General features: G+C 70.4%; 24 protein-coding genes and 1 pseudogene. 16 read left to right on the top strand and 9 right to left on the bottom strand.

The genetic code is table 11. The features are described 5' to 3' along the window. The 3 genes from E1291_RS10240 to E1291_RS10230 form a co-directional block, all read left to right on the top strand. Positions 1–508 (top strand): permease (locus E1291_RS10240; protein WP_207400658.1); only part of this gene is annotated, 508 nt, incomplete at its 5' end. After that, complete coding sequence (locus tag E1291_RS10235; RefSeq protein WP_131737506.1) at positions 505–1,257, top strand: TIGR03943 family putative permease subunit; 753 nt, start codon at positions 505–507, stop codon at positions 1,255–1,257. The genes E1291_RS10240 and E1291_RS10235, both read left to right, overlap by 4 nt. A gap of 89 nt (positions 1,258–1,346) precedes the next feature. Continuing rightward, complete coding sequence (locus tag E1291_RS10230; RefSeq protein ID WP_131737510.1) at positions 1,347–1,631, top strand: hypothetical protein; 285 nt, start codon at positions 1,347–1,349, stop codon at positions 1,629–1,631. Here the strand turns inward: E1291_RS10230 and E1291_RS10225 are convergent. The 4 genes and pseudogenes from E1291_RS10225 to E1291_RS10215 form a co-directional block, all read right to left on the bottom strand. After that, positions 1,546–2,031, bottom strand: coding sequence for a hypothetical protein (locus E1291_RS10225; RefSeq protein WP_131737505.1), 486 nt, complete (start codon positions 2,029–2,031; stop codon positions 1,546–1,548). The genes E1291_RS10230 and E1291_RS10225 overlap by 86 nt on opposite strands. Before the next feature lie 135 nt (positions 2,032–2,166). Continuing rightward, positions 2,167–2,523, bottom strand: a complete 357-nt coding sequence (locus E1291_RS45075) for a siderophore-interacting protein (protein WP_207400657.1) — start codon at positions 2,521–2,523, stop codon at positions 2,167–2,169. A 43-nt stretch (positions 2,524–2,566) separates the two neighbouring features. Further along, positions 2,567–2,803 (bottom strand): annotated as a pseudogene (locus E1291_RS45070) (siderophore-interacting protein); the annotation flags it as partial. A gap of 171 nt (positions 2,804–2,974) precedes the next feature. Then, positions 2,975–4,486 carry an MFS transporter gene (locus tag E1291_RS10215; protein ID WP_207400656.1) on the bottom strand — a complete coding sequence of 504 codons (1,512 nt, stop codon included), beginning with the start codon at positions 4,484–4,486 and terminating at the stop codon, positions 2,975–2,977. A gap of 167 nt (positions 4,487–4,653) precedes the next feature. On the opposite strand from E1291_RS10215, the gene E1291_RS10210 reads away from it, so the two are divergent. From E1291_RS10210 to E1291_RS10195, 4 genes are all read left to right on the top strand, one after another. Then, on the top strand, positions 4,654–5,565 hold the full coding sequence (locus tag E1291_RS10210) for a LysR family transcriptional regulator (protein WP_131737504.1): 912 nt from the start codon (positions 4,654–4,656) through the stop codon (positions 5,563–5,565). Between the two features lie 140 nt (positions 5,566–5,705). After that, a complete protein-coding gene (locus E1291_RS10205) occupies positions 5,706–6,806 on the top strand; it encodes a winged helix DNA-binding domain-containing protein (RefSeq protein ID WP_131737503.1) in 1,101 nt (366 codons plus the stop codon). A 237-nt stretch (positions 6,807–7,043) separates the two neighbouring features. Beyond that, entirely contained in the window at positions 7,044–7,316 is a 273-nt protein-coding gene (locus tag E1291_RS10200; protein WP_131737502.1) for a hypothetical protein, read from the top strand. 241 nt (positions 7,317–7,557) lie between these two features. Then, positions 7,558–8,880: a DUF2786 domain-containing protein gene (locus E1291_RS10195; protein ID WP_131737501.1), complete on the top strand. Its 1,323-nt coding sequence runs from the start codon at positions 7,558–7,560 to the stop codon at positions 8,878–8,880. Between the two features lie 75 nt (positions 8,881–8,955). Here E1291_RS10195 and E1291_RS10190 read toward each other — a convergent pair whose 3' ends face one another. The 3 genes from E1291_RS10190 to aac(6') all read right to left on the bottom strand — a co-directional run bounded on the left by E1291_RS10190 (position 8,956) and on the right by aac(6') (position 11,298). Further along, positions 8,956–9,168, bottom strand: a complete 213-nt coding sequence (locus E1291_RS10190) for a helix-turn-helix domain-containing protein (RefSeq protein ID WP_067469735.1) — start codon at positions 9,166–9,168, stop codon at positions 8,956–8,958. Between the two features lie 461 nt (positions 9,169–9,629). Beyond that, positions 9,630–10,610, bottom strand: a complete 981-nt coding sequence (locus E1291_RS10185; RefSeq protein ID WP_131737500.1) for a class II glutamine amidotransferase — start codon at positions 10,608–10,610, stop codon at positions 9,630–9,632. 208 nt (positions 10,611–10,818) lie between these two features. Then, positions 10,819–11,298 (bottom strand): aminoglycoside 6'-N-acetyltransferase, encoded by a 480-nt coding sequence (gene aac(6'), locus E1291_RS10180; protein WP_131737499.1) that lies wholly within the window; start codon positions 11,296–11,298, stop codon positions 10,819–10,821. Positions 11,299–11,470: 172 nt separating this feature from the next. Here aac(6') and E1291_RS10175 point away from each other — a divergent pair, with 172 nt between their 5' ends. Together E1291_RS10175 and E1291_RS10165 are read left to right on the top strand one after the other, a co-directional pair. Then, complete coding sequence (locus tag E1291_RS10175; RefSeq protein ID WP_131737498.1) at positions 11,471–12,430, top strand: hypothetical protein; 960 nt, start codon at positions 11,471–11,473, stop codon at positions 12,428–12,430. A 1,544-nt stretch (positions 12,431–13,974) separates the two neighbouring features. Next, positions 13,975–14,577 (top strand): hypothetical protein, encoded by a 603-nt coding sequence (locus E1291_RS10165; RefSeq protein WP_131737497.1) that lies wholly within the window; start codon positions 13,975–13,977, stop codon positions 14,575–14,577. 945 nt (positions 14,578–15,522) lie between these two features. Here the strand turns inward: E1291_RS10165 and E1291_RS10160 are convergent. Continuing rightward, positions 15,523–16,308: a hypothetical protein gene (locus tag E1291_RS10160; RefSeq protein WP_131737496.1), complete on the bottom strand. Its 786-nt coding sequence runs from the start codon at positions 16,306–16,308 to the stop codon at positions 15,523–15,525. Positions 16,309–16,502: 194 nt separating this feature from the next. Between E1291_RS10160 and E1291_RS10155 the strand changes: the two genes are divergently transcribed. The 5 genes from E1291_RS10155 to E1291_RS10135 all read left to right on the top strand — a co-directional run bounded on the left by E1291_RS10155 (position 16,503) and on the right by E1291_RS10135 (position 22,209). Then, positions 16,503–17,441, top strand: a complete 939-nt coding sequence (locus E1291_RS10155; protein ID WP_131737495.1) for an aldo/keto reductase — start codon at positions 16,503–16,505, stop codon at positions 17,439–17,441. A gap of 113 nt (positions 17,442–17,554) precedes the next feature. Then, complete coding sequence (locus E1291_RS10150) at positions 17,555–18,418, top strand: serine/threonine-protein kinase (RefSeq protein ID WP_165495051.1); 864 nt, start codon at positions 17,555–17,557, stop codon at positions 18,416–18,418. Positions 18,419–18,535: 117 nt separating this feature from the next. Then, positions 18,536–19,210, top strand: a complete 675-nt coding sequence (locus E1291_RS10145) for a hypothetical protein (RefSeq protein ID WP_131737493.1) — start codon at positions 18,536–18,538, stop codon at positions 19,208–19,210. 124 nt (positions 19,211–19,334) lie between these two features. Beyond that, entirely contained in the window at positions 19,335–20,963 is a 1,629-nt protein-coding gene (locus E1291_RS10140; RefSeq protein WP_131737492.1) for an FAD-dependent oxidoreductase, read from the top strand. Positions 20,964–20,985: 22 nt separating this feature from the next. Continuing rightward, positions 20,986–22,209 (top strand): cytochrome P450, encoded by a 1,224-nt coding sequence (locus tag E1291_RS10135; RefSeq protein ID WP_131737491.1) that lies wholly within the window; start codon positions 20,986–20,988, stop codon positions 22,207–22,209. Positions 22,210–22,270: 61 nt separating this feature from the next. On the opposite strand, the gene E1291_RS10130 is transcribed toward E1291_RS10135, so the two are convergent. Then, positions 22,271–22,933, bottom strand: a complete 663-nt coding sequence (locus E1291_RS10130) for a thiaminase II/PqqC family protein (protein ID WP_165495050.1) — start codon at positions 22,931–22,933, stop codon at positions 22,271–22,273. Positions 22,934–23,062: 129 nt separating this feature from the next. On the opposite strand from E1291_RS10130, the gene E1291_RS10125 reads away from it, so the two are divergent. Continuing rightward, positions 23,063–24,346 carry a citrate synthase gene (locus E1291_RS10125; RefSeq protein ID WP_131737489.1) on the top strand — a complete coding sequence of 428 codons (1,284 nt, stop codon included), beginning with the start codon at positions 23,063–23,065 and terminating at the stop codon, positions 24,344–24,346. A gap of 244 nt (positions 24,347–24,590) precedes the next feature. Beyond that, a complete protein-coding gene (locus E1291_RS10120; RefSeq protein WP_131737488.1) occupies positions 24,591–25,814 on the top strand; it encodes a cytochrome P450 in 1,224 nt (407 codons plus the stop codon). Positions 25,815–25,947: the final 133 nt, after the last annotated feature.

Here is a 25,947-nt window from a genome sequence, read left to right as displayed (position 1 = left end):
GTTCGCGGCCTCCCTGCTGGTCGCCGTCCTCGCGGGCTGGACGTGGGCCCTGTTCGGCAAGGGCGAGTGGATCCGCGTCCCGCCCCGGCCGCACACCGCGCACGGCGCCCGCTGGGACGCCTTCCGCCAGGCCATGCGGCACGACATCATGCACGCGGGCGGCTTCCTCGTGGTGGGCGGGCTCGCCGCGGCCACGATCAACGTCGCGGTGCCCCCCGCGTGGGTGGACGGCGTCGCCGGCGTCCCCTGGGCGCCCGTCCTGGTGCTGGCCGTCCTCGCCGTGCTGATGTCGATCTGCTCGGAGGCGGACGCGTTCGTCGCGGCCAGCCTCACCTCGTTCTCCCCCACCGCGCGGCTGGCGTTCCTCGTCGTCGGGCCGATGGTGGACCTCAAGCTCATCGCCCTGCAGGCGGGCTTCTTCGGACGCCGCTTCGCCGTCCGGTTCATCCCGCTGACCTTCGTCCTCGCGGTCGCGGTCAGCACGGCCGTCGGAGGGATCCTGCTGTGACGCGGTCCGCCCAGAACCTGCTGCTCGTCCTGATCGGCGCGGCCGTGCTCTGGATCACCCTGGGCTCCGGCGAGTACGTCAACTACGTCAAGCCGGGGTTCCGCCACCTGCTGGTCCCCGCGGGCGGCGTCCTCGTGCTGCTCGGCGCCGCCGGCCTGCGCCGCGAATGGCGGGACCGCCCGGGGAGCACGCCCGGAGCCGGTGACGGCGGCGCCGATGACGGGCACGGGCACGACCACGCGCGCGGCCCGCGGGTCGCCTGGCTGCTGTGCCTGCCGGTGGCCGCGATCTTCGTCGTCGCGCCGCCCGCGCTCGGCTCCTTCACCGCCGCCCGCGACACCGGGCGGCCCGCGCCGCCGCCCGCGCCGCCCGCTCAGGGCTTCGGCGCCCTCCCCCGCACGGGAGGGCCGGTCTCGATGACCATGGGCGAGTTCATCGGGCGTTCCTACCAGGCCCAGACGGGCGACCCGGCCTCACTGACGGGCGTCCCCGTTCGCCTCACCGGCTTCGTGACCCCTCGCAAGGGCGGCGGCTGGCAGGTGACGCGCCTCAAGATGGCCTGCTGCGCGGGTGACGCGATCCCGTTCCCGGTGATCGTCCGGGAGCTGCCCCGGCCGCCCGCCGACGCTTGGGTCCAGGTCGACGGCGTCTGGGCGCCACCGGCCTCGGGCCGGGTGGAGACGGGCGTCCAAGAGCTCCACGGCACGGCGGTACGGCGGATCGCCAAGCCGCGCAACCCGTACGAGTAGCTCCCGACTCAGACGCGAGGGGCGGGGCCGCTCAGGGCCGGCCGATCACACCACGCGTGACGGCCTCGGGGTCACCGTCCGAGGTCCTCATGCACACGGGCGCCGAGACCGGCGCGCCGTTCGTGGACGTCGTCCTGGACCAGGCCCGAGCAGAAGGGCACCGGCCGCTGGAGGCGCGGACCGCGCTGGACCACGGAGTCCCGGTGGGCGGTATCGCCGAGGCGGTGTTCGCCCGGCCGGTGTCCGGCCCCGGGTCGAGAGATCCCAGGGCCGCCGGACGGCGCGCGATCAGTGCGTCGGGTAGACCGAGGGCACCAGCGGTACCGGGCCGGTTCCGCCCGGGAACATCGGCGCGCCGGGGGGCGGCTCGATGAACGGCGCCTCTCCGTACGGGGTCTCCCCATACGGAGTCTCCACGTACGGGGGTTCCCCGAAGGGGGAGCCCGCGACCGCCATGGGGCCCCGCGCCGGCACGGCGGCCTGCGCCATGGGCGGGGGTTGCGCCGGCGGCGGCACGTGGGATCCGTCCGCCCTGCGCTGCTCGGTGGGTGGCGCGCCGGTCCGCTCCAGGCGCCGCTCGGCCAGGACGGCCATCAGCGCGCGGGCGGTGCCGGCGTCCATCCGGAGCAGGACGCTGGGCGTCCCCGCCGGGTCGACGAAGGGAGAGACCGAGGGGGCGGCGGCCTGCGGCGGAAGCGCCGCCCGCATCTCCTCACGGAGATCCTGGGCCAGCCGCAGCGCCTGTCGGTCACTGTCGCTCAAGTGTGCGGTCATCGCGATCTCCGGGGAGTTCACGTGCGGGGGGTCCGGGGCAATCCTGCTAGGGATAGCGTGCAGGTGCAAGAGCTGATGCACGTGCATTTTCCGAAAAATCCTCCCGTATCCCCCGCCCTCGACGCTCGTTAACGATCATTCCATGCCGCGCCCGCCCGGCGTCCAGAACGGCTTGACCAGCACCGATCTCCGCTCCCACCCGCGCTCGCGCACCAGGTGGGCGCGGACGGCCTGCACGGTGCGCGCCTCGCCGGCCACATAGGCGGCTCCCGCCGGCGCCGGAGGCAGCTCCAGCTCTCGCACGGCGTCCACGAGCGTCGCCGACGAGGCCGCCGGAGCGTCCCCGCGATGGCGCCAGACGAGCTCCGCTCCCCTCGGCAGCGGCAGCCTGTCCTCCGCCCCGGCGACCTCGATCACCCCGCGCACCGGCTCTTCCGGCGGCAGGGCACGGAGCATGGCCCCGAAGGCGACGGAGGCCGTCTCCTCTCCCACGAAGAGGTGGAACGCGGCCGGCCTGAGCGAGAGAGCCCTCGGGCTTGCCGAGGACGACCTCCTGGCCCACCCGAAGCGTCCGGGCCCACTCCGCCCCCGGGCCACCCTCCGGGTGGTCAAGCACGCACAAGTCGAGGACGCCCGCGGCCGCGTCGTACTCCCACACCGAATAGGTCCGCAGCGCGTTCCGCACGGCTCCGCCGACCCAGGTGCGGGCGGCGGTGATATCCGCCACATGGACGCGGACCTGCTGGCCCGGCGTCCATTTCAGGCCGGGCATCCCGCCGAGGCGGATCCAGCGCATCCGCCGGCCCGCCGGACGCACGTGCTCCACCGTCCCCCGCGCGAAGAGCAGATCGAGAAGCCTTCCGCGGACCCCGCGAACCGGACGACCTTCTTCCAGGACCACGTCCACTCCTTGCGATATATCTCATTTGCACCCACGCCATCGTCACCCGCGGGGCGTCCGGTCCCGGCCTGGCAGCCCCAGCGCGACCACGACGGCCGCCGCCAGCACCACCAGCGCGACCACCCGGTATCCGGCCCCCATGGCGCCGGTGAACGCCTCGACGACCCGCTCGTGCGCGCCCGGCCCCGCGCCCGCCGCGTCCGATGCCGCGAGCGCCTCTCCCGCCGAGTGCGCGTGCCCGGCGAGGGCGGGCGGCAGCCCGTCCGCGAACCGGCCCGTGAGGACCGTGCCGAGGACGGCGACCCCGAGGGCACTGCCGATCTCCCTCGCGGCGCCGTTCAGCCCGGAGCCGAGGCCCGCCCGCGCCGGCGGAAGCGCGGCCATGACGCCCACCGACAGCGTCGGCACGCACAGCCCCATGCCGAGCGACATCACCACCAGGCCGAGCGCGTACAGCCAGTAGGGCGTGGACGCGCCGGCCAGCGACAGCAGGCCCAGCCCCGCGGCGATCGTCGCCATCCCCGCCGCGACCATCGGGCGGCTCCCGAAGCGACGGGCCAGCCCGACGCTGCGCTTGGACACCGCGACCATCCCGACGACCAGCGGCGCGATGGCCACTCCGGTGAGCAGCGGCGAGTATCCCTTCGCGTACTGCAGGTACTGGGCGTTGACGAAGAACAGCGCGAACAGGCCGAAGAACGCCAGCCCCACCCCGAGCACCCCGCTGCGCAGCGGGGCGATCGCGAAGACCCTCGGGTCGAGGAGAGGGTGGGCCGCCCGCAGGCCGTACACCGCGAACAGGGCGAGCAGGGCGGCCCCGCAGGCGAAGCCGCCGAGCACGGGCGCCGCCGACCAGCCGCGCTCGGGACCCTCGATGATCCCGAACAGCAGGGCGAACAGCGCGAGCGTCAGCATCGCCGCGCCGGGGACGTCCAGGTCGGCGGGATGGCGCTCACCCCGCGGGGCCAGCCGCGCGACGAGGAGCGCGAGCAGGGCGGCCAGTGGTGCGCCCGCGAGGAAGAGCCCCTGCCATGGCAGCCACTGCAGCACCGCTCCCCCTCCGACGTTGCCGACGGCGCCCGCCACTCCGGTGGCCGCCGTCCACGTCGCGATCGCGTGCGGACGCCGGGCCGGCTCCGTCACCTGCAGCAGGAGCGACAGCGTCGCGGGCATGATCAGGGCCGCGCCCGCCCCCGTCACGAGGCGCCCGGCGAGCAGGACCACCACCCCGGGCGCCGCCGCCGACAGCAGGCACCCCGCCGCGAAGACGCCGAGACCGCTCAGCAGCACCCCCTTGCGCCCGTACCGGTCCCCGAGCGCCCCGGCGGGGATCAACAGGCAGCCGAACACCAGGACATAGGAGTCGACGATCCACAGCAGTTCGGTGGACGACGGGCTCAGCGAGCTCGCCGACAGCTTGGGAATGGACAGGTTGATCGCGGCGACCATGGCCACGACCAGCACCACGCATCCCGACATCAGCGGGGTCATCCCGCGGGCCGCTGCGCGGGCGGTTCCCGGCGGCGCGGCGTGCCGGGCGGCATCGATCGTCATGAGGGCTCCTCACGAAGGACGGTGAAGGCCGCAGGACCCGGAGGTCCCGGAGCACAGGGAGGGCGGAGGGGGATATCCGGGCCGCGCGCGCCGTCTCCGCGATCCCCAACGTAGGCTCGTCCTCACTTGCTTTCAAATGCATCTTTTGCAGCTCAGGAGTGCGTCCGATGCAATCCAGATTGGACCTGAACCTGCTCGTCGCCCTGGACGCCCTCCTGGAGGAGGGCAGTGTCACGGGCGCGGCCGAACGACTGCACCTGTCGGGTCCCGCGATGAGCCGCACGCTCGGCCGGATCCGCAAGGCCCTGGGCGACCCGATCCTCGTCCGCTCCGGCAGGTCGATGGTCCCGACGCCGAGGGCCCTCGCGATCCACGCCGAGGTGCGCGAGCTCGTCCAGCGCGCCCGCACGCTCTTCGCGGCGGACGGCTTCGACCCGGCGGAGCTGACCGGGAGCTACTCCCTCCAGGCGGAGGAGAGCAGCTTCGCCGTCCTCGCCGGCCCCCTGCTGGAACGCGTCGCACGCGAGGCCCCTCACCTCACTCTGCGGTTCCTGGGCGAGGGACCGCGGGACACCCACCTCCTCCGCCGCGACACCGTCGACCTGGAAGTGGGCGTCATCACCGAGGCGGCCGACATCCGGACCGAACCCCTCCTGGAGGACCGCTTCGTCTCGGTAGTCAGACCCGGCCACCGTCTCGCGGGCCGCGAGGTCACACTGGACGAGTGGGCCGAGGCGACCCAGCTCGTCAACACCCGGCGCGGCCGTCTCACGGGCCCGATCGACGACCTCCTCGCCGGCCTCGGCCGCACGCGCCGCCTCGCCGCGACCGCGCCCACCGTCGCCACCGTCCTGCTGATCGTCCAGACCACCGACCTGATGGGCTTCGCCGCCGAACGGCTGCACGGGCCGCTGGTGGACCGCCTCGGCCTCGTCCGCGTTCCCGTCCCGTTCGAACTGCCGCCGCTCCGCCTCTCCATGGCCTGGCATGCCCGCTACGACGCCGACCCCGCGCACGCATGGCTGCGCCGCCGCGTCCGCGAGACCCTGGCCGACGTCCTGGACGCCCCACTACCCTGACACCGAATGGAAGACCTCGCAGGTCGTGGAACCGGCCGCCCCGGCGGGCCGCATGAGCCGCGCGCTCACGGCGCTCCGAACATCGTCCATCACCTCGATTCCGTCCCGGAGACGTCCGGGACCATGAGAAGGCGACCACCATGGCGGACACCCTCAGCGTCCAGGCCCTCAACAGGGCCACGCTGGCACGGCAGCTCCTGCTGGCCCGGGAGGCGATCCCGGTCGCCGACGCGGTCGGACGTCTCTGCGGCCTCCAGGCCCAGGAGCCCAAGCCTCCCTTCTTCGGGCTCTGGGCGCGCCTGGAGGGTTTCCGGCCGCCCGACCTCGTCCAAGCCCTGCACGACCGCTCTGTCGTGCGCGCCACGATGATGCGCGCCACCCTTCATCTGATGACCTCCGCCGACTACGCGGCCTTCCGGACGTCGATGCAGCCGATACTCGACGGCGGGTTGCGCGTCCTCGGCGACCGCGCCGAAGGACTCGACCTGGGGAAGGTCGTCCCCGCGGCGCGGACTCTGCTGACGGAGCGTCCCCGCACCTTCAACGAGGTGCGGGCGCTCCTGCGGGAACAGTTCCCGGACGTCAACGACCGGGCCTTGGGCCATGCCGTCCGGATGTGCGTGCCGCTCGTGATGGTCCCGACCGGGGACAGGTGGGCCTTCCCCCGCGCGGCGGAGTTCGCGTTGGCCGACGGCTGGCTCGGCGCCGCCCCCGCCCCGGCCCCGTCTCTCGACGAGCTGATGCTGCGCTACCTCGCCGCCTTCGGTCCCGCCTCCGCGGCCGACGCGCAGGCGTGGTCGGGCCTGCCGGCCCTCGGCGAGGTCTTCGACCGCCTGCGCCCGCGCCTCAGGGTCTTCGCCGGCGACAAGGGCCGTGAGCTGTTCGACCTGCCCGACGCCCCGCGTCCCGCCGAGGACGTCCCCGCACCCGCCCGCTTCCTGCCCGAGTTCGACAGCCTCATGCTGGCGCACTCCGACCGCCGCCGCGTCATCTCCGATGCCCATCGCCCCGGCCTGACCACGAAGAACCTCCGTGTGCGCGCCGTCTTCCTCTGGAACGGCCTCGCCGCCGGAACCTGGGACATCGCGTCCAAACGCAAGATCGCCACCTTGAACCTCCACCCGTTCGAGCCTCTTCCCCCGGCGGCCCTGGACGCCCTGAGCGCCGAGGGCGAGTCACTGCTGCGCTTCGCTGAGCCCGATGCGAAGGAGACCCGTGTCGCGCTGGTCGAAGCGCCCTGAGAGGACCACCTCGCCCATGCCCCGCGTCACCTCCGTTCGGCTCCCGCCGGGCCGCCTCCGGCATGCCCATCGGCACCCATAACGTGCGGCTTATGACGCTGCGATCACCTACCAATCCGAATAGTGATCAATCCGAGACCTGGACTGATTGAAAGATCCACCAATTCGGTTCAGGCTGGCTCCCGACGTCTGGAATGACCCGCCCGTTCCTTCCGACCGACCGCCGACAGGACGCACATGTTCGAGATCTGGGAGACCGGCGAGCCCGCGCGGCTCATCACCGACGCGGGGAGCCTGGAGGTCGCTCTGGAGAAGGTCGACACGATGTGCCGCCTCCGGCACGACCAAGCGGTCGCACACGTCGGCGACGAGGACGAGAGCTACCACTTCGAGATCAGGGACCAGGACGGCAGGGCCCTGGCCCGCCTCAGCTACGTTCCCGACACCTCCCGCGCTTACCAGAGCGTCGTCGTGAAGGAGATGCGCGAGGGCGAGCACGACGCCGGCTGAACCCTCCAGACCGCCACCGGCGGCCCGAGCCATATCACCTCCCTGTCACCCATTCTCGATCGCCCGAGCACCGTCCGTGACCAGAATCCGATTCTGGGGATAACTCCCATAGGTGACGGCCCTCCAGGCGAACGGTGAGCGAAACTCCGGGGTCCCTAGGGAGTCTCCGCGCAGGGACCGGTCCCCGCGTGGCAGGATCGTCGTGCCCTGGTGAGAGTGCCTCAGGACGACGGGAGTGCCGGTGCGGAAGGCGTGGTGGCGACCACGGTCCGGAGAGGCGGCGGCTCGGCCCTCGGCCGCCGCGCCCACCTCTGCGGAGCTGGCCGCGGAACTGACGGCCGAGGCGCTGCGGGCGCTCTCGCACGGCGACGACGGCGGCTTCCGCCGGCATGTCGCCGAACTGGCCGGGGAACCCGATGTCGCGGAGTGGGCGCACGCCGTCGACCGCCGCCTCGCCGCCGCGCTACAGGACGGCGTGAGCACGGCCTGGGAGAGGGGCTGGCAGCCGGCCGACGTGATCCGGTTCGTCGGCCGCCGCCGAACCGCCCGGCACGTCCGGCTCGCGCTGGACGCGATCGCCGCCGAGATGCGCGCCTACTCCGCCGCCACCGTGGACGACCAGTGGCGAGAGCAACTCGCCGTCCTGGGCGCCGAGGTGTGGTGGGAGCACGACGACGAGCATCTGGCCGCCTGGTCCGAGGGGGAAGAAGTGGACCGGGCGGAGATGGTCGCCTGCGCGGTGGAACTCGTCCACTTGCTGGCGGGCCTGCCCCGGCTCGCGAGCATCGGCCCGCGGCCAGGCACCCCCCGGCGAGAGGCGCCGGCCTCGACCCGAGATCAGGTCCGGGACGTCGACCAGCGGATGCTCGGCAAGGTGCGGGCTCTGCTGGCCAAGGCGGAGTCCACGGAGTTCCCCGAAGAGGCCGAGGCGCTCAGCGCGCGCGCTCAGGAGCTCATCGCCCGCCACAGCATCGATCACGCCCTGCTCGCGGCCGAGAGCGGCGACACCCGCGGACCGTCCGGCAGGCGCGTCGCGGTGGACAACCCCTACGACGCCCCCAAGGCCGTCCTGCTGACGGTGGTCGCCGACGCCAACCGCTGCCGTGCCGTCTGGCATCGCGAGCTCGGCTTCTCGACGGTGCTGGGATTCCCGGCCGATCTGGCTGCGGTGGAGATGCTGTTCACCTCGCTGCTTGTGCAGGCGACGACCGCCATGGTGCACGCGGGCCCCAGGCGGGACGCGCGGGGCCGCTCACGGACGCGGTCGTTCCGTCACGCGTTCCTGAACGCCTACGCCGCGCGCATCGGGGAGCGGCTCCGGGAGGCGGCCGGAGAGGCGACGAGCCGGGCGGCCGCGGGCGAGGGTGGGAAGGATCTTCTTCCCGTGCTGGCCGCGCGGGACCGGGCGGTCGAGGAGGCCGTCGACACGATGTTCCCGAACCTGGCCAAGGGCCGTGCGGGTTCGGTGTCCAACTACGAGGGCTGGGTGGCGGGACGGGCGGCCGCCGACCTCGCCAGCCTGAACGGGCGCTCCGAGGTCACCGGAGCCTTCCCTCGTTCCTAGTGCTCGGTGTCCCCCCGGGGGGCGAGGGGGACGTCCGGCCATGGTCACTTGCCTGTGTTCTTCCTGGGGAGCGGTTCAGTCCTTCTTGCGCCGGGTGTTCCCGCCTCGGCCGCGTAGCGGGACGCCCGCCTCCTTCAGGACGTTGTAGATGAATCCGTACGAGCGGCCGGTCTCGGCGGCCAGATCACGGATGCTCTCGCCGGCGGCGTAACGCGGGGCGAGTTCCGCGGCGAGCCGCGTGCGTTCGGCACCGGTGACGCGGGTGCCCCTCGACAGCGTGCGGGTCACGGAAACCTCCTGTTCCGAAGCTGGGCCGCGGGACGGTCCCCGCAGCTCACAGCTGTGTTGATCTACCCAACGTACACATTCCCCCCAATTAACCCCGTGATGCCGCGCGAAAGGATGCGATATCGGCCGAAGCTGGACTTTTCCATGGTCAACGGCGTGTCGGAGCTGGACAGACGGTCCCTATGCCCCCGTCACCTGCGACCTGGGCACTTGCGAGGGCACCGGAAGGGCCTGGACCGGTCCGGTTTACCGACGCTCGTGGGGACCTCCGGCGGCACGGCCTTCACCGCGTCGCCTCGTCCCCCACAAGGAGCATCCGTCTCCCTCGCCGCCGAGGCCGGAGCGGAGACCCATGGTCACCCCAGCGGCACCGGCACCGGCGGAAACCTCATCACCCCACGCCGCGGCCCCCTCGAACGACGACCGAGACCTTCGGCCCGAACACCCGCCCCAGCCGGCCCCTAAGAGCCCGCGGACACCTGGGACGACTCTGGCCGCGGCGCCGGCACGGACCGCTGGAGGGACGCGTTCTGCGCCGCCACGGCCGTCCGGGGCTCGGAGCCGTCGGGCCCGCCCCCGGCGGCGCCCGGCCCGGCGGGAACGGCGGGCTCCACCGGGACGACCTCCTGCGATGCGGCCTCCCTGGCGGACAGGTCCGAGCGGCGCAGCGGATGGCGCGGCGGCTCGAAGGGAAAGCACGAAGTCTCGGCCAGGCCGTCGACGGCGAGCAGCTCTCCGGGTTCGAGGGGCCGCCAACGCGGGTGGTCGTCCATCGGCTCGCTGGCGATGATCACCGCGGGCACGGAGGCGGGCGGCCCCGCCTCGCTCTCGGGCCCGCTCCTGCCGCCCTCAGCGGGCGAAAGGACCCACAGCTCGTTGCTCTCGGGATAGCGCAGGGCCCACATGCGCCCCGCCTCGGCCAAGACGAAGTTGAGCGAGTACACGGGCAGTTCCGCTCCGATGCGCCGGACCGCCCGCGTGATGCCGGCCGCGGTGTCGGCCTGGCGGCGGATCTCGGCCGTCACATAGGCGAAGAACAGCTCGGAATCGGTCTCTCCGGCGACGTGGGCGTACTCCACCTCGCTCAGCCACGTCCGCAACGTGTCGTGCCCCTTCACCACGCCGTTGTGGGCGAACAGCCGGTCGTTCATCACGAACGGATGGCAGTTGTGGACCGTCAGGTCCCCGACGGACGCGTCACGGACATGGGACACGAACGTGTGCGACAGGACGTTCCGGGCGTGCAGCGCGAAGTCCGTGTTCTCGAAGGCGGCCACGGGCGCCCTGTCGCGGACCGGCTCCCCTCCGAGGGAGAACCAGCCCAACCCGGCTCCGTGCTGCATCCGGTGGCTCTGGACGCGCAGACTGCGCGGCGCGTCCAGCAACCAGTGGGCCGCTCTGACCCGGGGCCCTCCCGTGCTCATCCCGAACAGCCGGCACATGCCGTCACCTCTCAGTCGTTCCTGGTCCCGTGTCTCGACCCGGAAGGGCGGGAGGAGCAGGGCGTCGGCGTTGATGGCTGGGACGCGGTCATACGCGTGCGACCGCACCACGAGCGCAGCCGGCTTCGACCGGCATCGCACGAAATTAACTGCGAGTGATGACGACTTTACCCAAAGTCGCCACCACCTGTACGCCGAACCTCGCCGCTCAACCGGTCAGTTCGCGCTCGAGGAGGTCCATCAGCAGCCCGTCTCGCCACTCGCCCGTCAGCGGATCGCGCTCGTACTCGCGCATCGTCCCCACGGGCCTGAAGCCCACCTTGCCGTAGCAGCGGATCGCCGCCGCGTTGGCGGCCGCCGGATCGATGGTGATCCTGTGGTGCCCACGGTCAGCGAAGAGCCATCGTGCGAGCGCGCGCACCGCGTCCGCCCCCAGCCCACGCCCATGGTGGCGAGCACTGAGGAAGAGATCGATGCTCGCGCGCCGGTAGTCCTCGTCGAGTTCCTCGTCGTACGAGATGGCGCCGACGACCTGACCGTCGTCCAGCACGACCGCCAGCATCCCCTCGAAGCCGTCCGGCGGCGCCCACCACGCGGCCACCTCCGGCTCCCTGACGATCGCGTAGAGAATCTCGGCATCGGCCGCCGTGACATCACGCAGGACGATCCGCTCCCCTTTGATCTCCATGCGCTCAGTCCTACCTTGATCTCGAACGGGACCACCACCGCAAAAACCGGGTGGCGGGCTCCGGGATCACCCAACCCACGACCCGAGGATTATCCACAGAACGGCGTTCTACTTCTCTGGGAAGGGCCGCCAGCGGATCCTGGCAACGACTCGTCGTGAAAGGAGCACCTCGATGCCCACGGTCGCCTTCCCCGTTCCCGCCACCACGACCTCTCGCTTCGCCGTGGCCGCCGACCACATCCCGCACGATCTCAAGGGGCTTCTTCTTCGGAGCCCCTGCGGCGTCTTCGAGGCCCACATGATCGGACGCCTCGGATCACCCCAACTGGAACTCACCCGGGAAGACCTCGCCTCCCTGCGCTGGGACCCCACCCAGATCAAGGCCGTCCACGCCGACCAGCGTCGCCTCGAGCGAGGCTTCCAGCAAGCCGAGCAGTTCGCCGTCATCACCTCCTCCGCGCCCGTCACCGACCAGCCCAGAGGCGCCCAGGTGGCTCGCGCCGCTGCCCACGCCCTCGCCGGCGCCACGGGAGGAGTCTCCGCCGACCTGACCACCGGCCACATACTCACGCCGCCCACGTCCGAACGCGCGGCCTTCGTCCTGGCGGACCAATGGCTGGGCGATGTCCTTCCTCCCTTCAGGGCCAACGGCCGCTGCACCGCCCCCGACCCCGAGCGCGACCCAGACGGGGTGAACGGCTGTAGCTGCGTCCGCCTCCGCACCCGCGGCCTGCGCCGCTTCGGCCTCCCGGAACTGCAGATCGCCAACGTCGCATGCCCCCACGACCTGGCCGCCCTCAACGTCCTTCGCACCACTGCCCGTCACCTGCTGACGGCCCACTGGTCCTGGCTCTCCACCGGCCCGGCCGCCCAGGGCCGCGTGATCAACGCCGCGCTCCAACTGGACGAGAAGGACTTCGACGACTTCTGGGGCTCCACGCCCCGCGGACGCCACACGTCCGGCCCCCTCGACGTCCGCCTCACCACGATGACCCCGCGCCTGCTGTCGGTCGGCCCACCCGACGACTTCGAAGGCACGATCAACGACTGGCTTTGGGGCGACACGCTTCCCCTGGGCATGTACGACCTGGTCTCCTCCCCCGCCGCCCCGCCTCTCCCGGAAGCGGCCTGACCGCTGGGCCGGCCGGCGTGGTCATGCCCGACCGAGGTGGAGCACGACGCCCGACCAAGCACCTCCGAGAGCCCCGCCGCTCCTGAGCGGATCACCGCCCCGGAACGTTCCCGATCACGTCGAGAGGATGAGATGACCCCATACGAGCCCGCCGAAGCCGAGGGGTGAGGGGCCAGGGCCGGGAAGCCGGAGGCCGGGGAGCCGGGGAGCCGGGGAGCCGGGAAGCCGGAGGCCGGGAGACCGGGAAGCCGGAGGCCGGGGAGCCGGGAGGCCGGGAAGCCGGGGCCAGGGCCAGGGCCGGGGCCAGCATTCCGCCCTCGTCCTCCCCGCGTGGCGCCGACGACGACGCCGAGGTGAGCAGCCCATGGGTGCGGGGCCCTCCCAGGAGTTCTGAAGCCTCCCCGGCCCGGTCTCGGGCGGGGCCCGGGGCCAGGGGGCCGGGGGGCCGGAGGCCGGTGGGCCGGAGGCCGAGGGGCCGGAGGCCGAGGGGCCGGAGGCCGAGGGGCCGGAGGCCGAGGGGCCGGAGGCCGGTGGGCCGGAGGCCGGTGGGCCGGAGGCCGAGGGGTCGGGGGGCCGAAGACCGGGAGTTGAGATTCGAGGTTCCGTTGGTCCGAGGGCGGACGACCGAGGGCCGAGGGGCCCGGGTTCGAGGATCCTGGCGGCGAGGGGATACGGGGGGCGAGGGGCCCGGGGGGCGAGAGTCAGGGCGACGGTCGGGGACGCTGCCGTGGGCCGAAGGGGGTGGCTGTGGGTGCGGCGGGAGTCACCTCAGGGCGAGGGGGGACATATCGCCCAGCTTGGTGGGCGAACGTGAATGATCACACAGAACAACTGTCACCAATGCTCAACGCTGCGTAGCCGAATTGACTACGATCGGCGTTCTGACGGTGACCAACGCGATCCCCGGGGCGAAGATGAGCCGTTTCCTGGCAGATCCCAGACGCGCCGACATGATCGGCGACTTCCTCCGCTGCACTGGAGGAGTGCTGGGATGCACTGCGGTGGCCGGAGCCATCTCCCTCGGTGCCGCCACGGCGGCCGGCGCGGCCACGGCGGCCGAGCCTGAATCACGCAGACCGGTCCCCGCCATCTGCCGTCACCCCGTGAGCATGACGGACTGGTATACCGCGCGGATGTGCAAGGAGGCATGGCTGGCCATGTACGGGAAATCTCGGAAGAGGGCCCATCGGCACGGTCCTCGTTCCGGCCGATGGGGCGTGCGCCTGGAGCGGACGCCCAAGACTGAGCATCGCCCTCCGCCCATCAAGAGGCGGGCCAAGCCGGCCCCTCGGCCGGTACCGCCGATCCGTTCCAAGGAACCGACCCCATCACCTACGCCCCCGCACCATGGGACCACGGCGTCCGAACCTGCCCGCATCGATCGGCAGGCCGAGGGAGAAGCGCCCCGATCACGCTCGTTTCAGCCGCTTCTCCTCCTGGGCCTCCTCCTCCCGGCGGCGGCCGCGATCTACTACCCCTTCCGCCACCGGCTCTACGCGGCCGCAGGCCAGTTCGCACCACCGGCCGACGGCGGTGTTCCAGCGGTGCGAAGCACCCCGCTCACCTACCGGCCCGCTCTGGACCCGTTCGCCACACCGGCCATGGGGCTCGCGGGCCCCGCGGCGGTGAGCACCGCGCGCATCTTCGCGCTTGCCGCTCTCAGCGATCACGGCGACACGTCTCTCGTGGTGATCCCGCGGCCCGACGCGACACTGCTGTTCGGCCTGGCCGAAGACGAGCTGCTCGACGAGACCACGGCCGGGCTGTTCATACCGGGCAACCTCGACGCCGCGGTCGCCTACCTGGAGACCGAGCTGATCATCCGCGAGAACACCGGCGCAACGCAGGCGCGGCGGCTGCTCCTCGTGGCCGACTGCGATGACGAGGTCGGCCGGATCTCGAAACTGCTCGCACGGCACCCGGGTGGGGTGTCCACGGTCCTCCTCGGCCCCTGGACGGGTGATCGGGCGTCCATCGACGACGACGGGCTCGTCGACGCGCCGCCGGCGCTGTCCGCGCACCTGCCCAACCGCCTTCCCGCCCTGTCCCGGACGGAGGCTCGAGATCGCCTTTACGCGGCGATCCAACTCCACGAACCCGAACGGAAGCGCCCTTCGGGACGGCGTACCGGTACGAGACGATTCTGAATCCCCTCGCCCGTGTGCTCCGCGCGCACACGGGCACTTTCAGCGGTTTCTCCAGCCGAGGCAGGCCGCCCAGGGCTTCGAACAGCCTGGGGGCGATGAGGTTCTCGGCTTGAGCAGTGGTGATGGCGAAACCGGCGGATCCACATCTTCCTCCTGCGTCGTTCTCATGCGAGGCCCTCGTGTGCGGTGGTCCGAGCCGGGCTCACGCTTCCAAAGTCCCCCGCGTGGCCGACTCGGGTCCTCTGAAGGCGATGTGCGAGCCCACCGGAGAAGCACTCGGAGTCGCACCGCCCCAGCGGCGTGGCTACGACGTTGCGAACCGCTCCACCAGGACGTCTTCCGGTGGCCCCACCGCGAAACAGACACCGTCGATGACGGCCAGAAACGGCCCCGCCTCCGAGCTGGGCGGACACCGATCCGCAGTGACGACGTGGGGCCATTTCGGGACGTCCGCCATCCGCCGAGGTGGAGCCACCCGAGGACGTCACCCCGGGGCCAAGCGTGAACGTCATAGCCAAGCGGCGGGGAGAATCGCCGTATCGGAGCAGAAACGGACCGGCTCGATGACCTAGTAGGGCGGGCGTTCGAGGTCCGGGAACTGCCGCCGGGTCCGGTCGCCCCGTTCGCCGCCGAGGCACCGCCATTGCTGGTCGCGCCTCCTCCCCCGTCGCCCGCCCTCGAGCGGGAGGCGGCGGGCCCGGGTGCCGAACTGTTCTCTCCGGGGCGGAGGCTCGCCTCGGCATCAGTGCCAGGGTGATGCCTCCCGACCACGCTCCCTTTGAGCTCAGGTGGAGTCGAGACTTGAGCCACGAGAGCGACCTCGCGGACCAAGCGCGTTGCGGCAGGCGGCTGTACCGGGGCGCTCCGACACCCGGGCTCGCGGGCTACGAGCCCCACGATGGTCTCCGCCGGGCCGATGAGCGCGTCTGCGGGTCGACGCAGCGTCTAGGGCACCTCGTGCTCCTGCTTCATACTCTCCGCCCTTGCCGTGACAAGGGCGCGCAAGGTCCGGCCGATGGACGTGGTGTCCGGCGGCTGATCGGCGACCCGGTCGATGTACGCCGTGCATTGAACGAGCCAACTGCGCACCACGTCCTCGATCCTGGTCTCCGTTCGCCGCGTCTTGGCCAGGGCCAGGCGTCGCTTCTCTTCGGAGACCGCGCGCATCAGGACCTCGTCCGAGGCGAGACGCCGGACGTCGGAGAGCGAGTAGCGCCCCAGCCGGTCCGTCGCGAGGTCCTGCTCGCTCGCGATCCGGTCGAACGCCTTGCGGGGCCAGTCGAGGATCACGGCGGCGCCGTTGCCGTCGACGCTGTCGAGCAGCGGCCCCTTCCTCGCCGAGACCACCTCGCGCACGGCGTCCGGGTCGAGGCCGTCGAGGTCGCGGATGAGGTACACGGGATGGCCGCGAAAGCTGCTGATGACGTTGAGATCGCCTCTGGCGACCAGTACCTCTACGTCCCTGCGCTCCACGTCCAGCCCGACCCTGCTCGCCAGCCTCGCCGCCGCCCGGACCGACCCGATCGGCGGCTCCGCCCCGAACATGGCGATGACCTTGGCGCCATTTCCGTCGGCCTCGCGTACGAGCCGGGCGGACCAGCGTTCCCCGTCGAGATCGGGACCCGGGAGCATCCCGTGCTCCCGGCCGACGCGAAGCTGCCACCTGGAAAGCCCCAGGCGGGCCGCGAACTGCTGGACACCGAAGTCGCCGTGAATGATCTGCGCGGGCATCGCTGCTCCCTGTCGTGGTGGAACCGATGACGCACACCAGCCTCGCCCACATTCCGGCGAGGCAACACTGGAATGCGATTCTGTGGATAACTTGTTGACAGGGGCAGCGCTCGCCAATAATGGATTCATCGGACAATTTGGATATCCCAGTGCCGACCGCCCGGACTCGGCGTGATGCGTGCCAGGGTGAGGGGATGGATGCGATGCGACGCCTGGGGATCGGGCTGGCCGCACTGGGACGGCCGGCGTACATCAATATCGGACGGGCGGAGGAGCTCCCGCTGAGCCGGACCGTCAGAGAGTTGCGGGACGCGACGTGGAGCGTCCTGGACGCGGCCTACGCGCGAGGCGTCCGATGGGTGGACACGGCACGGTCGTACGGCAGGGCGGAGGACTTCCTCGGCGGATGGCTCATCGCACGCGCGCCCGTACAGGTGACGGTGTCAAGCAAGTGGGGTTACACGTACGTGGGCGATTGGAAGATGGACGCCGACGTGCACGAGGTCAAGGAGCACAGCCTCGACCGTTTCCAGGCTCAGTACGGCGAGACGAGGACAGTGCTAGGCGAGCACCTATCTGTTTATCAAGTGCATTCGCTCACTGAGGAAAGCCCCTTCTTCCAGGACGTCCCACTGCAGGCGGCCTTGGCGCAGATCTCTTCGGAGGGGGTGCGCGTGGGGTTCTCTACTTCGGGCCCCCGTCAGGCCGAAACGATTCGCCGGGCCATGGCGTTGAAAGTATCGGGTCAACGACTCTTCAGCACCGTCCAGTCAACGTGGAACGTCCTGGAAACCTCGGCCGAGCCAGCCCTCCGAGAAGCTCATGATGCGGGTCTCCATGTCATCTTGAAGGAGGTCCTCGCGAACGGGAAACTGGCTCTCCGCCCGCCCATGGACGTACGGCGGGTCGCCTTCCGCAATCACGTGAAGCCGGATGCCTTGGCTTTGGCAGCGGCCTTGAGCCGCCCCTGGGCGGACACCGTGCTCATCGGTGCGGTCAGTCCCTCGCAATTGGAGGCGAACCTCAAGGCGACAGAGGTGTCGCTCGATGATGAGGATCTGACGCTCCTCGCGGGGGTGAAGGTGGCATCGGAGCGCTACTGGGCCGAAAGGGGCGCGCTGCCCTGGACATGAGCATCGGCCGTGCGGAGCGATGGGACGTTTCGTGGCACGATGAAGCACGCCCATCATGATCGGATTTCGTGCGCATGCAGTCTGACCTCCCGCGGTCGATCGGCCCCTACCGCGTGATCGCGCGGCTCGGCGCGGGTGGGATGGGCGAGGTGTTCCTCGCGACGTCACCGAGCAGGCGGCTCGTCGCCGTGAAGGTCATGAGGCCGGAACTGCTGGACGACCCGCGGTGGAGGGCGCGATTCCGCCGGGAGGTGTCTTCGGCACGGTCGGTCAGCGGCTTCTACACCGCGCCGGTGATCGACGCCGATCCAGAGGCTGAGCAACCGTGGCTGGCGACGCAGTACATCCGGGGGGTGAGCCTGGCCGCGGCGGTTCACGAGAAGGGGCCGCTCCCGGAGCAGGCGGCGTGCAAGCTGGGCGCCGGGCTTGCCGAGGCTCTGATCGCGATCCATCAGGCGGGGATCGTCCACCGGGACCTCAAGCCGTCGAACGTCCTGCTGGCCTCGGACGGTCCGCGCGTCATCGATTTCGGTTTCGCGCGCCCGCTGGACGCGTTGCCGCTCGCCCGCGCGGAGGTTTTGGGGACTCCCGCGTACATGTCGCCGGAACAGGCCCTCGGGGAGCTTGTGACACCCCTGAGCGACGTGTTCTCCCTGGGGGTGACCCTGGTGTTCGCCGCGACGGGCGCGGCGCCGTTCGGCTCCGATCACAAGGTCCGGGGGCGGATCGTTTACAGCAGACCCGACCTGAGCCGGTTGCCCGACCCGATGCGGGGACTGGTGACGCGGTGCCTGGTCAAAGAGCCGGGAGAACGGCCATCACCGGAGCAGGCGCTCACCGCCCTCTCCACGCTTCTGGACGCCCACTATGGGGAAGAGTGGCTGCCCACTGATGTCGAAGACCTGATCGGCACACGGGAGCGGACGCTCGTCGAGATCCCGGCGGAGCTGCCCACCGTCCAGGAAGACCCTCGCTGACCCTCGTCTGCCGTTCCGAGGCGGAACCGCTTGATCCGCCCCCGGGATGATTACCCTGCGCAACGGTCGGATACGTACAGGTGAACGGGGTTGTCAGAGCCTCCTGGGGTGAGGCGGATGCGGAGTAGTACCGAAGCACCGGCGAAGGCGTTGCGGACGCCCCGCGCCGCGGGCATCGCGGGCATCATCTCCGCCATCACGCTCGGAGGCGCCATGGCCCTGGTGCACAGGGCGGTTCCAGATCATCCGGTCGACGCGGCCACCTGGCTCGCGAACACGGAGGACCGCCGGGCGCTGCGGGCGGCCCTGGTCCTGCTGCCCTTCGGGGGGATCTTCTTCCTGTGGTTCATGGGGGCCATGCGGGACTTCGTCGGGGGACGGGAGGACCGGTTCTTCATGACCGGCTTCCTGGGCGCGGGCTACCTGTACGTGGCGATGATCTTCGTCTTCGGTGCGACGGCGACCGCGTTCCTGGCCACGATCGACGATGTGGAGCACACGTCCCAGAAGATCGAGTTCTTCCACTATGGACGGCACCTCACGTCGAGCCTGCTGCGTGAGTACGCGCCGCGAATGGCCTGTGTGTTCGCACTGACGACCACGACCATCGGAACCCGTCTCGGGATTCTCCCCCGCTGGCTGTCCTGGCTCGGTTACGTCGCCGGGCTGGTGCTGCTCACGCTCGTGAGCAGTGTCGTCTGGGCGGAGATGGTGTTCCCCGTGTGGGTCCTCGTGCTCGGGGGCTATCTGACCGTCGCCCACATACGGCATGAGCCTGCGGAGAATGGCTGATCCCTCCTGTCACGAGGATGCCATCTCATTACCCTCCGCTCCACTTCAACAAGAACGGGGCGGGTAGAGCCGAACTGATCTGCCTGGTGTGCGTGCGACCACAGCGTTCAACGGGGGAAACGTCGTGAGAGTAGTCGTTGATCTCACGCGCTGTCAGGGCTACGGACAGTGCGCCTTCCTGGCACCGGACGTGTTCACGATGCGCGGCCGGGAAGCGCTCATGTACGACCCCGACCCCGCTGACGATCAGCGCGAGCAGGTGCTCCGCGCGGCGGCGGCGTGCCCTGTCCAAGCGCTGCACGTCGACCGGATGACCACCCAGCATCGAACGGTCCGGCCGGAGTTGCCTCCGTCACCGACGGGGGGCGACGACGACTTCAAACGCAACGGCAGGATCGTCATCGTCGGTGCCTCCCTTGCCGGCGGCAGAGCGGCGGGAGTGCTTCGCAGGGACGGGTTCACGGGCTCGCTCACTCTGATCGGAGACGAGGACCATCAGCCTTACGACCGTCCACCGCTCTCCAAACAGGTACTGACCGGAAGGGTCTCCGCCGAAGGAACCACCCTGCCCCATCTCCGTGAGATCGAGGTCGAATGGCTCGCGGGGACGCCGGCCACCGGACTCGACCTCGCTGCCAAGCAGGTGGGGCTGGCCGACGGGCGGAGGATCGGTTTCGACAAGGTGCTGATCGCCACCGGCGCACGGGCAAGGCGATGGCCCAACGAGACGGAGGCCGGACTCGACGGGGTGCACGTCCTGCGCACGCTGGAGGAGGCCGAGTTGCTGCGGGAGCGGCTCGATGCCGGGGTGAAGCGGGTCCTGGTCGTCGGAGCCGGCTTCACCGGGGCCGAGGTGGCCTCGGTGTGCCGTGGCCTCGACCTGCCGGTCACCGTCGTCGAGTCCGGTGCGGCGCCGCTCGTGGGGGCCCTGGGCGGGGTGGTCGGCGCGGTCGCGGCGGATCTGCAACGCGAGAACGGCGTCGACCTGCGCTGCGAGGTCAAGGTCACGTCTCTGGAGGGAGACGACCAGGGCCGGCTGACCGGGGCACGGCTCTCGGACGGCAGCATGGTGGAGGCCGACGTCGCGGTGATCGCGCTCGGCGCGGTCCGCAACGTCGAGTGGTTGCGGAACTCGGGGCTGGCGGCCGGGCCCTGGGGCGTCGCGACGGACGCGGGGTGCCGCGCCGTCGACGTCAACGGCCTGGTCACCGACGACGTGTTCGTCGCCGGTGACGTGGCACGGTTCCCGCACCCCGTGTACCACTACCAGTTCATGTCGCTGGAGCACTGGGGCAACGCCATCGCGCAGGCCGAGATCGCCGCCCACAACATGCTCAGCGACCAGGCCCATCGGTGGCCGCACCTGTCCCTGCCGGTCTTCTGGTCGCTCCAGTTCGGCGTCAACATCAAGTCCGTGGGCGTACCGACCTTCGCCGACGAGGTCGTGATCGCCCACGGCTCGGTGGAGGAACGCCGGTTCGTCGCCGTCTACGGCTATCAAGGGCGAATCACCGCCGCCGTCACCTTCGATCAGGCCTTCTGGCTCGACTTCTACCGGCGCCTGATCGAGCAGGCCGCGCCGTTCCCTCCCGATTTCCGGGTGGTCGACCGCCAGGACGGGGCACGCCCTGTTCCCGCGGAGGTCTCACAGCGGGTCGTGCCCGCTCAGGGGGCGACCGTCATGGTGACGGGCCACGACCCGGGCGAACGCCGGGTCGCGCTCGCCAACATCCAGGACGAGGCACGGCACTGAGCAAGGAAGGGAAGGGACGGGCATGAAGCCCACGAGTGTCTATGAGCGGATCCAGAAGCTCTCCAGCAGAGCGGACCCGTATCCGCTGTACACCGAGCTTCGCCGTACCCCGGTGTCACTGCAGGAGGACGGCTCGTACGTCGTGAGCACCTACGAGGAGATCATCGCTCTGCTGCACGATCCCCGGGTCAGCTCCGATAGGCGCAACCTGGCGAGCCCGCCCTCGCCGCAGCAGGACGGGCTGCCGCCCGCCTTCATCGGCCTCGATCCGCCCGAGCACGACCGGCTCCGCCGGCTGACGATGCGGCACTTCGGACCGCCGGACACTCCGGGCAAGGTCGCCGGCATGGAGGGCGAGCTCCGCGAGATCATCACGGGGCTGATCGACGGCATCGCGGACCGCGGGCGCGCCGACGTCGTCGACGACATCGCCTATCCGTTCCCGGTCACGGTGATCTGTCATCTGCTCGGGGTGCCCCGCGAGGACGAGCCGCGCTTCCATCAGTGGGCCGAGGAGATCGTCGAGACCCTCGGCCCCGGGGAAGGCGACCAGGAGGAGCGGGCCGGGCGACGCCAGGCCGCGATCCTCGCGCTGGGGAAGTATCTGGCCGAACTCGCCAACGCGCATCGGGACAGGCCGGGGGACGACATCCTGTCCGGGCTGGTCACCTACAAGGGACCCGACGGGCCCATGTCGGACATCGAGGTGATCACGACCTCGGCCCTGCTCCTCGTCGCCGGGCACGAGACCACGGTCAACCTCATCGCCAATGGAACGCTCACCATGCTGCGCGACCCGGTCCTGCTCGAGCGGCTCCGCAACGAGGCCGACCTCGTGCCCCATTTCGTCGAAGAGCTGTTGCGTTACGAGCCGCCGATCCAGTTCCTGCCGAACCGCGTCGCGCTCGACGACATCACCATCGCGGGCGTCACCATCCCGCGGGGCTCCTCCATCGTCCTGGCGCTCGCTTCGGGAAGCCGTGATCCAGCCCATACGAAGGATCCTGACCGTTTCGACCCCGACCGTGCCTACAACCAGCACCTGGGCTTCGGTGGCGGCGTCCATCACTGCTTTGGGGCGCCGCTAGCCCGCCTGGAGGCACAGATCGCGCTCAGTGAGCTCGCCCACCGCCTGGTCAATCCGCGCCTCGTCAAGGACCCGCCCGAGTATCGCCCAAGCTCCACTCTGCGCGGCCCTCGCCACGTCGAGGTCGAGTACGACGGAGTGGTTCCTCCCGCTCGTTGAACCTCCGCCGTCCCGGCCGCCAACGAACCCGGGGATGTCGGCGCCTCCCTGCGCCGGGCCCTCAGGTCAGGTCTTCCGCGAGCGCGTCCCAGAAGGCGGTCTCGTACGCATGGAGCAGACGTGCCGCGCGGGCGATCTCCCGAGGGTCCTCTCCCGCCGCGAGCCCGGCGGCGACGACGGCGAGCGCCTGCTCCTCGAACCCGGGCGGTGACTCGGCGAAGAAGCTGAAGAAGCCCACGGACTCCTCATCGAACCCATAGTGGGCGCGCAACGCCGCGGCGGCCCGCCCACAGAACCCTCCCCACTCCTCCAGGTTGGCGAGCATGGCCAAGGCGACCTCGGCCGCCGTCCCGAAGGCGGCCCTCTGTGCCAGATAGGCGGGGTACGCCTGCGCGAACGGACGCGGTTCGTAGACGCTGAGATTCTTCTCACTTTCACCGAGCGCTTCGGCGAAGCGGCCGAGCAGCCGGAGCGCTTCCCCCTCCCCTTGGGCGAGAGCGAGGAACAGGTCGCCGGCGGGCGAATCCGGAAAGCGGGCGGCCAACAGGGCGAAACTGCGCCGATCACTACGGACGATCCGATACTCCTCTCCAGCCAGCCAGACCAGGCGTTCTCGGGGCAACCGCCCCGCTTCAAGAAGATCGAGGAAGCGGTTGCCCGTGCCGGCGGCCGAGACCTCGCGGCGGGCACGCGCGAGGAGTTCGGCGGCGTTGTCGTCGGTCATGCCCCTACCGGAGCACCTCTCCGGGCCCTCCGTCAACGATACGGGCCCGGGAAGGCCCATGTGATCACGTGGATACGATGAAAGTCGGAACGTCTACGCAGGTGTGGACGGAGTTGGGAGCGAGCGAGCATGTCGGATTTCGAACTCAACCACGCGGGCGGCCGGGTGCCCCTGGAGGCGACGGAGGCGACGGAGGGACCTTCGGGGCTGGTGGTCGGCAACCTTCTGAAGGAGACCGGCTACGTCACCCTCGATCCCGGTTTCACCAACACCGCGTCCACCACGTCGGCGATCACCTACATCGACGGTGAGGCGGGGATCCTGCGCTACCGGGGCTACCCGATCGAGGAGCTGGCGGAGAAATCGTCCTTCCTCGAAGTCGCCTACCTGCTCATCTACGGCGAGCTGCCGACGACCGACCAGCTGTCGGAGTTCACCGACAGCGTCCGCAAGCACACGCTGCTGGACGAGAAGTTCCGTGCGTTCTTCTCGGCCTTCCCGCGTCGCGCGCACCCGATGGCGGTCCTGTCGTCCGCCGTCAGCGCCCTGTCGACCTTCTACCAGGACAGCCTCGACCCGTTCGATCCGGACCAGGTGGATCGATCCAGCATCCGGCTCATCGCGAAGCTGCCCACCATCGCCGCGTACGCGTACAAGACCTCCATCGGTCAGCCGCTGCTCTACCCGGACAACTCCCTCGGATACGTGGAGAACTTCCTCCGGATGACGTTCGGGCTGCCCACGCAGCCGTACGAGGTCGACCCAGAGATCGTCCGGGTGCTCGACATGCTGTTCGTCCTGCACGCCGACCACGAGCAGAACTGTTCCACCTCGACGGTACGGCTGGTCGGGTCCAGCCAGGCGAACCTGTTCTCCTCTGTCTCGGCGGGCGTCGACGCCCTCTTCGGTCCCCTGCACGGTGGCGCTAACCAGGCCGTCCTGGAGATGCTGGAGCGCATTCACGAGAACGGCGACAACGTCGACTCGTTCGTGCGGCGCGTCAAGGACAAGGAGCCCGGCGTCAAGCTGATGGGCTTCGGCCACCGCGTCTACCGCAACTACGATCCGCGCGCCGCGGTCGTGAAGCAGGCGACCGGCAAGGTGCTGGAGGCGCTCGGCAAGTCGGACCCGCTCCTGGACCTCGCCATGCGCTTGGAGGAGGTCGCCCTCAGCGACGACTACTTCGTCGAGCGCAAGCTCTACCCGAACGTCGACTTCTACACGGGCGTCATCTACAAGGCGATGGGCTTCCCCACCAACGCGTTCACCGTCCTCTTCGCCCTCGGCAGGCTCCCCGGCTGGATCGCCCAGTGGCGGGAGATGATGAACGACAACACCACCAAGATCGGGCGTCCGCGCCAGGTGTACGTGGGTCCGAACGAGCGTCACTACGCGGACATCTCCGCTCGCTGACGGCGATCAGGTCCGGCGGGTCGCGCCGCCTGCGCTTCGCTTCCATTGCGAGCCGCGTGGCGAGCGCTCCGTCCGGCCCACGGTTTCGGTGCGCGGCGGGCGGGCGTGGACCCCGCCCGCGCGCGCCCTCATCGGTACCCGCGGAGCCGGCACGACCGCACCGCCGGCGTGAGTGATCGCATTCTGAGGGTGGCCGCGTTAGCCTGTGGACGGCGACTCCCCCAGCGGAAGGCGGCTCCCCCCGATGCCCTCCCTCGTCGAGACGCAGTTACCCGATCTTGGCTTCTGGGCCAGGCCGCTGCCCGAGCGTGATGAGCATTTCAGTGCTCTGCGCGCGGCCGGCGGGCGGGTGTTCTGCCCGATCTCCGACCAGCCCGGTTTCTACGCGCTCACTCGGTACGAGCAGGTCAGCGAGGCGAGCAGGAACCCCGAGGCGTTCAGCTCCCAGCCGAGCGCCGTCAGCCTCATCGACCCGCCGCCACAGATCGCCGAGTTCGCCGGATCGATGATCAGCCTGGACGACCCCCGGCACGCCAGGCTCCGCAGGATCGTCTCCCGCGCCTTCACCCCGCGCATGGTCCAGCGCGTCGCGGGTGATGTGACCGTTCTGGCGCGCGGCATCGTCGACGACCTGACCGAACGCGGCGCGTGCGACTTCGTCGAACATGTGGCCGTGCCCATGCCCTTGCGGATCATCTGCTCCATGATGGGCATCCCCGACTCGGCCTACGGGGGCGTCATCGATGCCACCAACGCGATCCTCGCGATCGGGGACCCGGACTATGTGGGCCCTGACGGGAAGGACCGCTCGGCGACGCTGAAGGAGAAGCTCTCCTACTTCCACGGACTCATGGAGGATCTAAGTCGTCATCGCCGCGAGAACCCCGCCGACGATCTCGTCACCGCTCTGACGCATGCCAACGTCGATGGGGAAGCGCTGACCGAACTCGAACTGGCGCGCTTCTTCTCGCTTCTGGTGGTGGCCGGCAACGAGACGACCCGCAACGCGCTCTCGCACGCTCTCGCCCTGCTCACGACCCATCCGGCCCAGCGGGAGATCCTCCTCGCCGATCTGGAGGGGCATCTGCCCGGCGCGGTCGACGAGGTCGTCCGCTACTCGACACCGGTAACGTGGATGCGCCGCACCCTCACCCGCGACTACGAGTTGCTGGGGCAGACCTATCGATCGGGTGAACGGGTGGTGCTCTACTACAACTCGGCCAACCGCGACGAGAGCGTGTTCAAGGATCCGCACTCCTTCGACATCACCCGTTCTCCCAACCCGCACCTCGGGTTCGGAGCCCCCGGCCCCCATTTCTGCCTTGGCGCTCATCTGGCGCGTCGCGAGATCACCGTGCTGCTGCGTGAACTGTACACACGGCTTCCCGGTCTCCACTCCACGGCACCGCCGGTCCGGCAGCGAGCCAGCTTCATCAACGGAATCAAAACCCTTCCGTGCGCCTTCTAGCAAGGCCCCCAAAGCGCGAATATTAACAAGATAAACGACATCCGGGACATCACCCCCGCGGTTTTCCACAGAATTCCATTCCACTTCCCGTGCCTCGCCAACTCCTCGAAGCTGGACACACGCATCGGTCCGT

The organism is Actinomadura roseirufa, from assembly GCF_900659635.1.
Lineage (GTDB): Bacteria > Actinomycetota > Actinomycetes > Streptosporangiales > Streptosporangiaceae > Spirillospora > Spirillospora roseirufa.
This window is presented reverse-complemented; position numbering and strand designations above follow the sequence as displayed.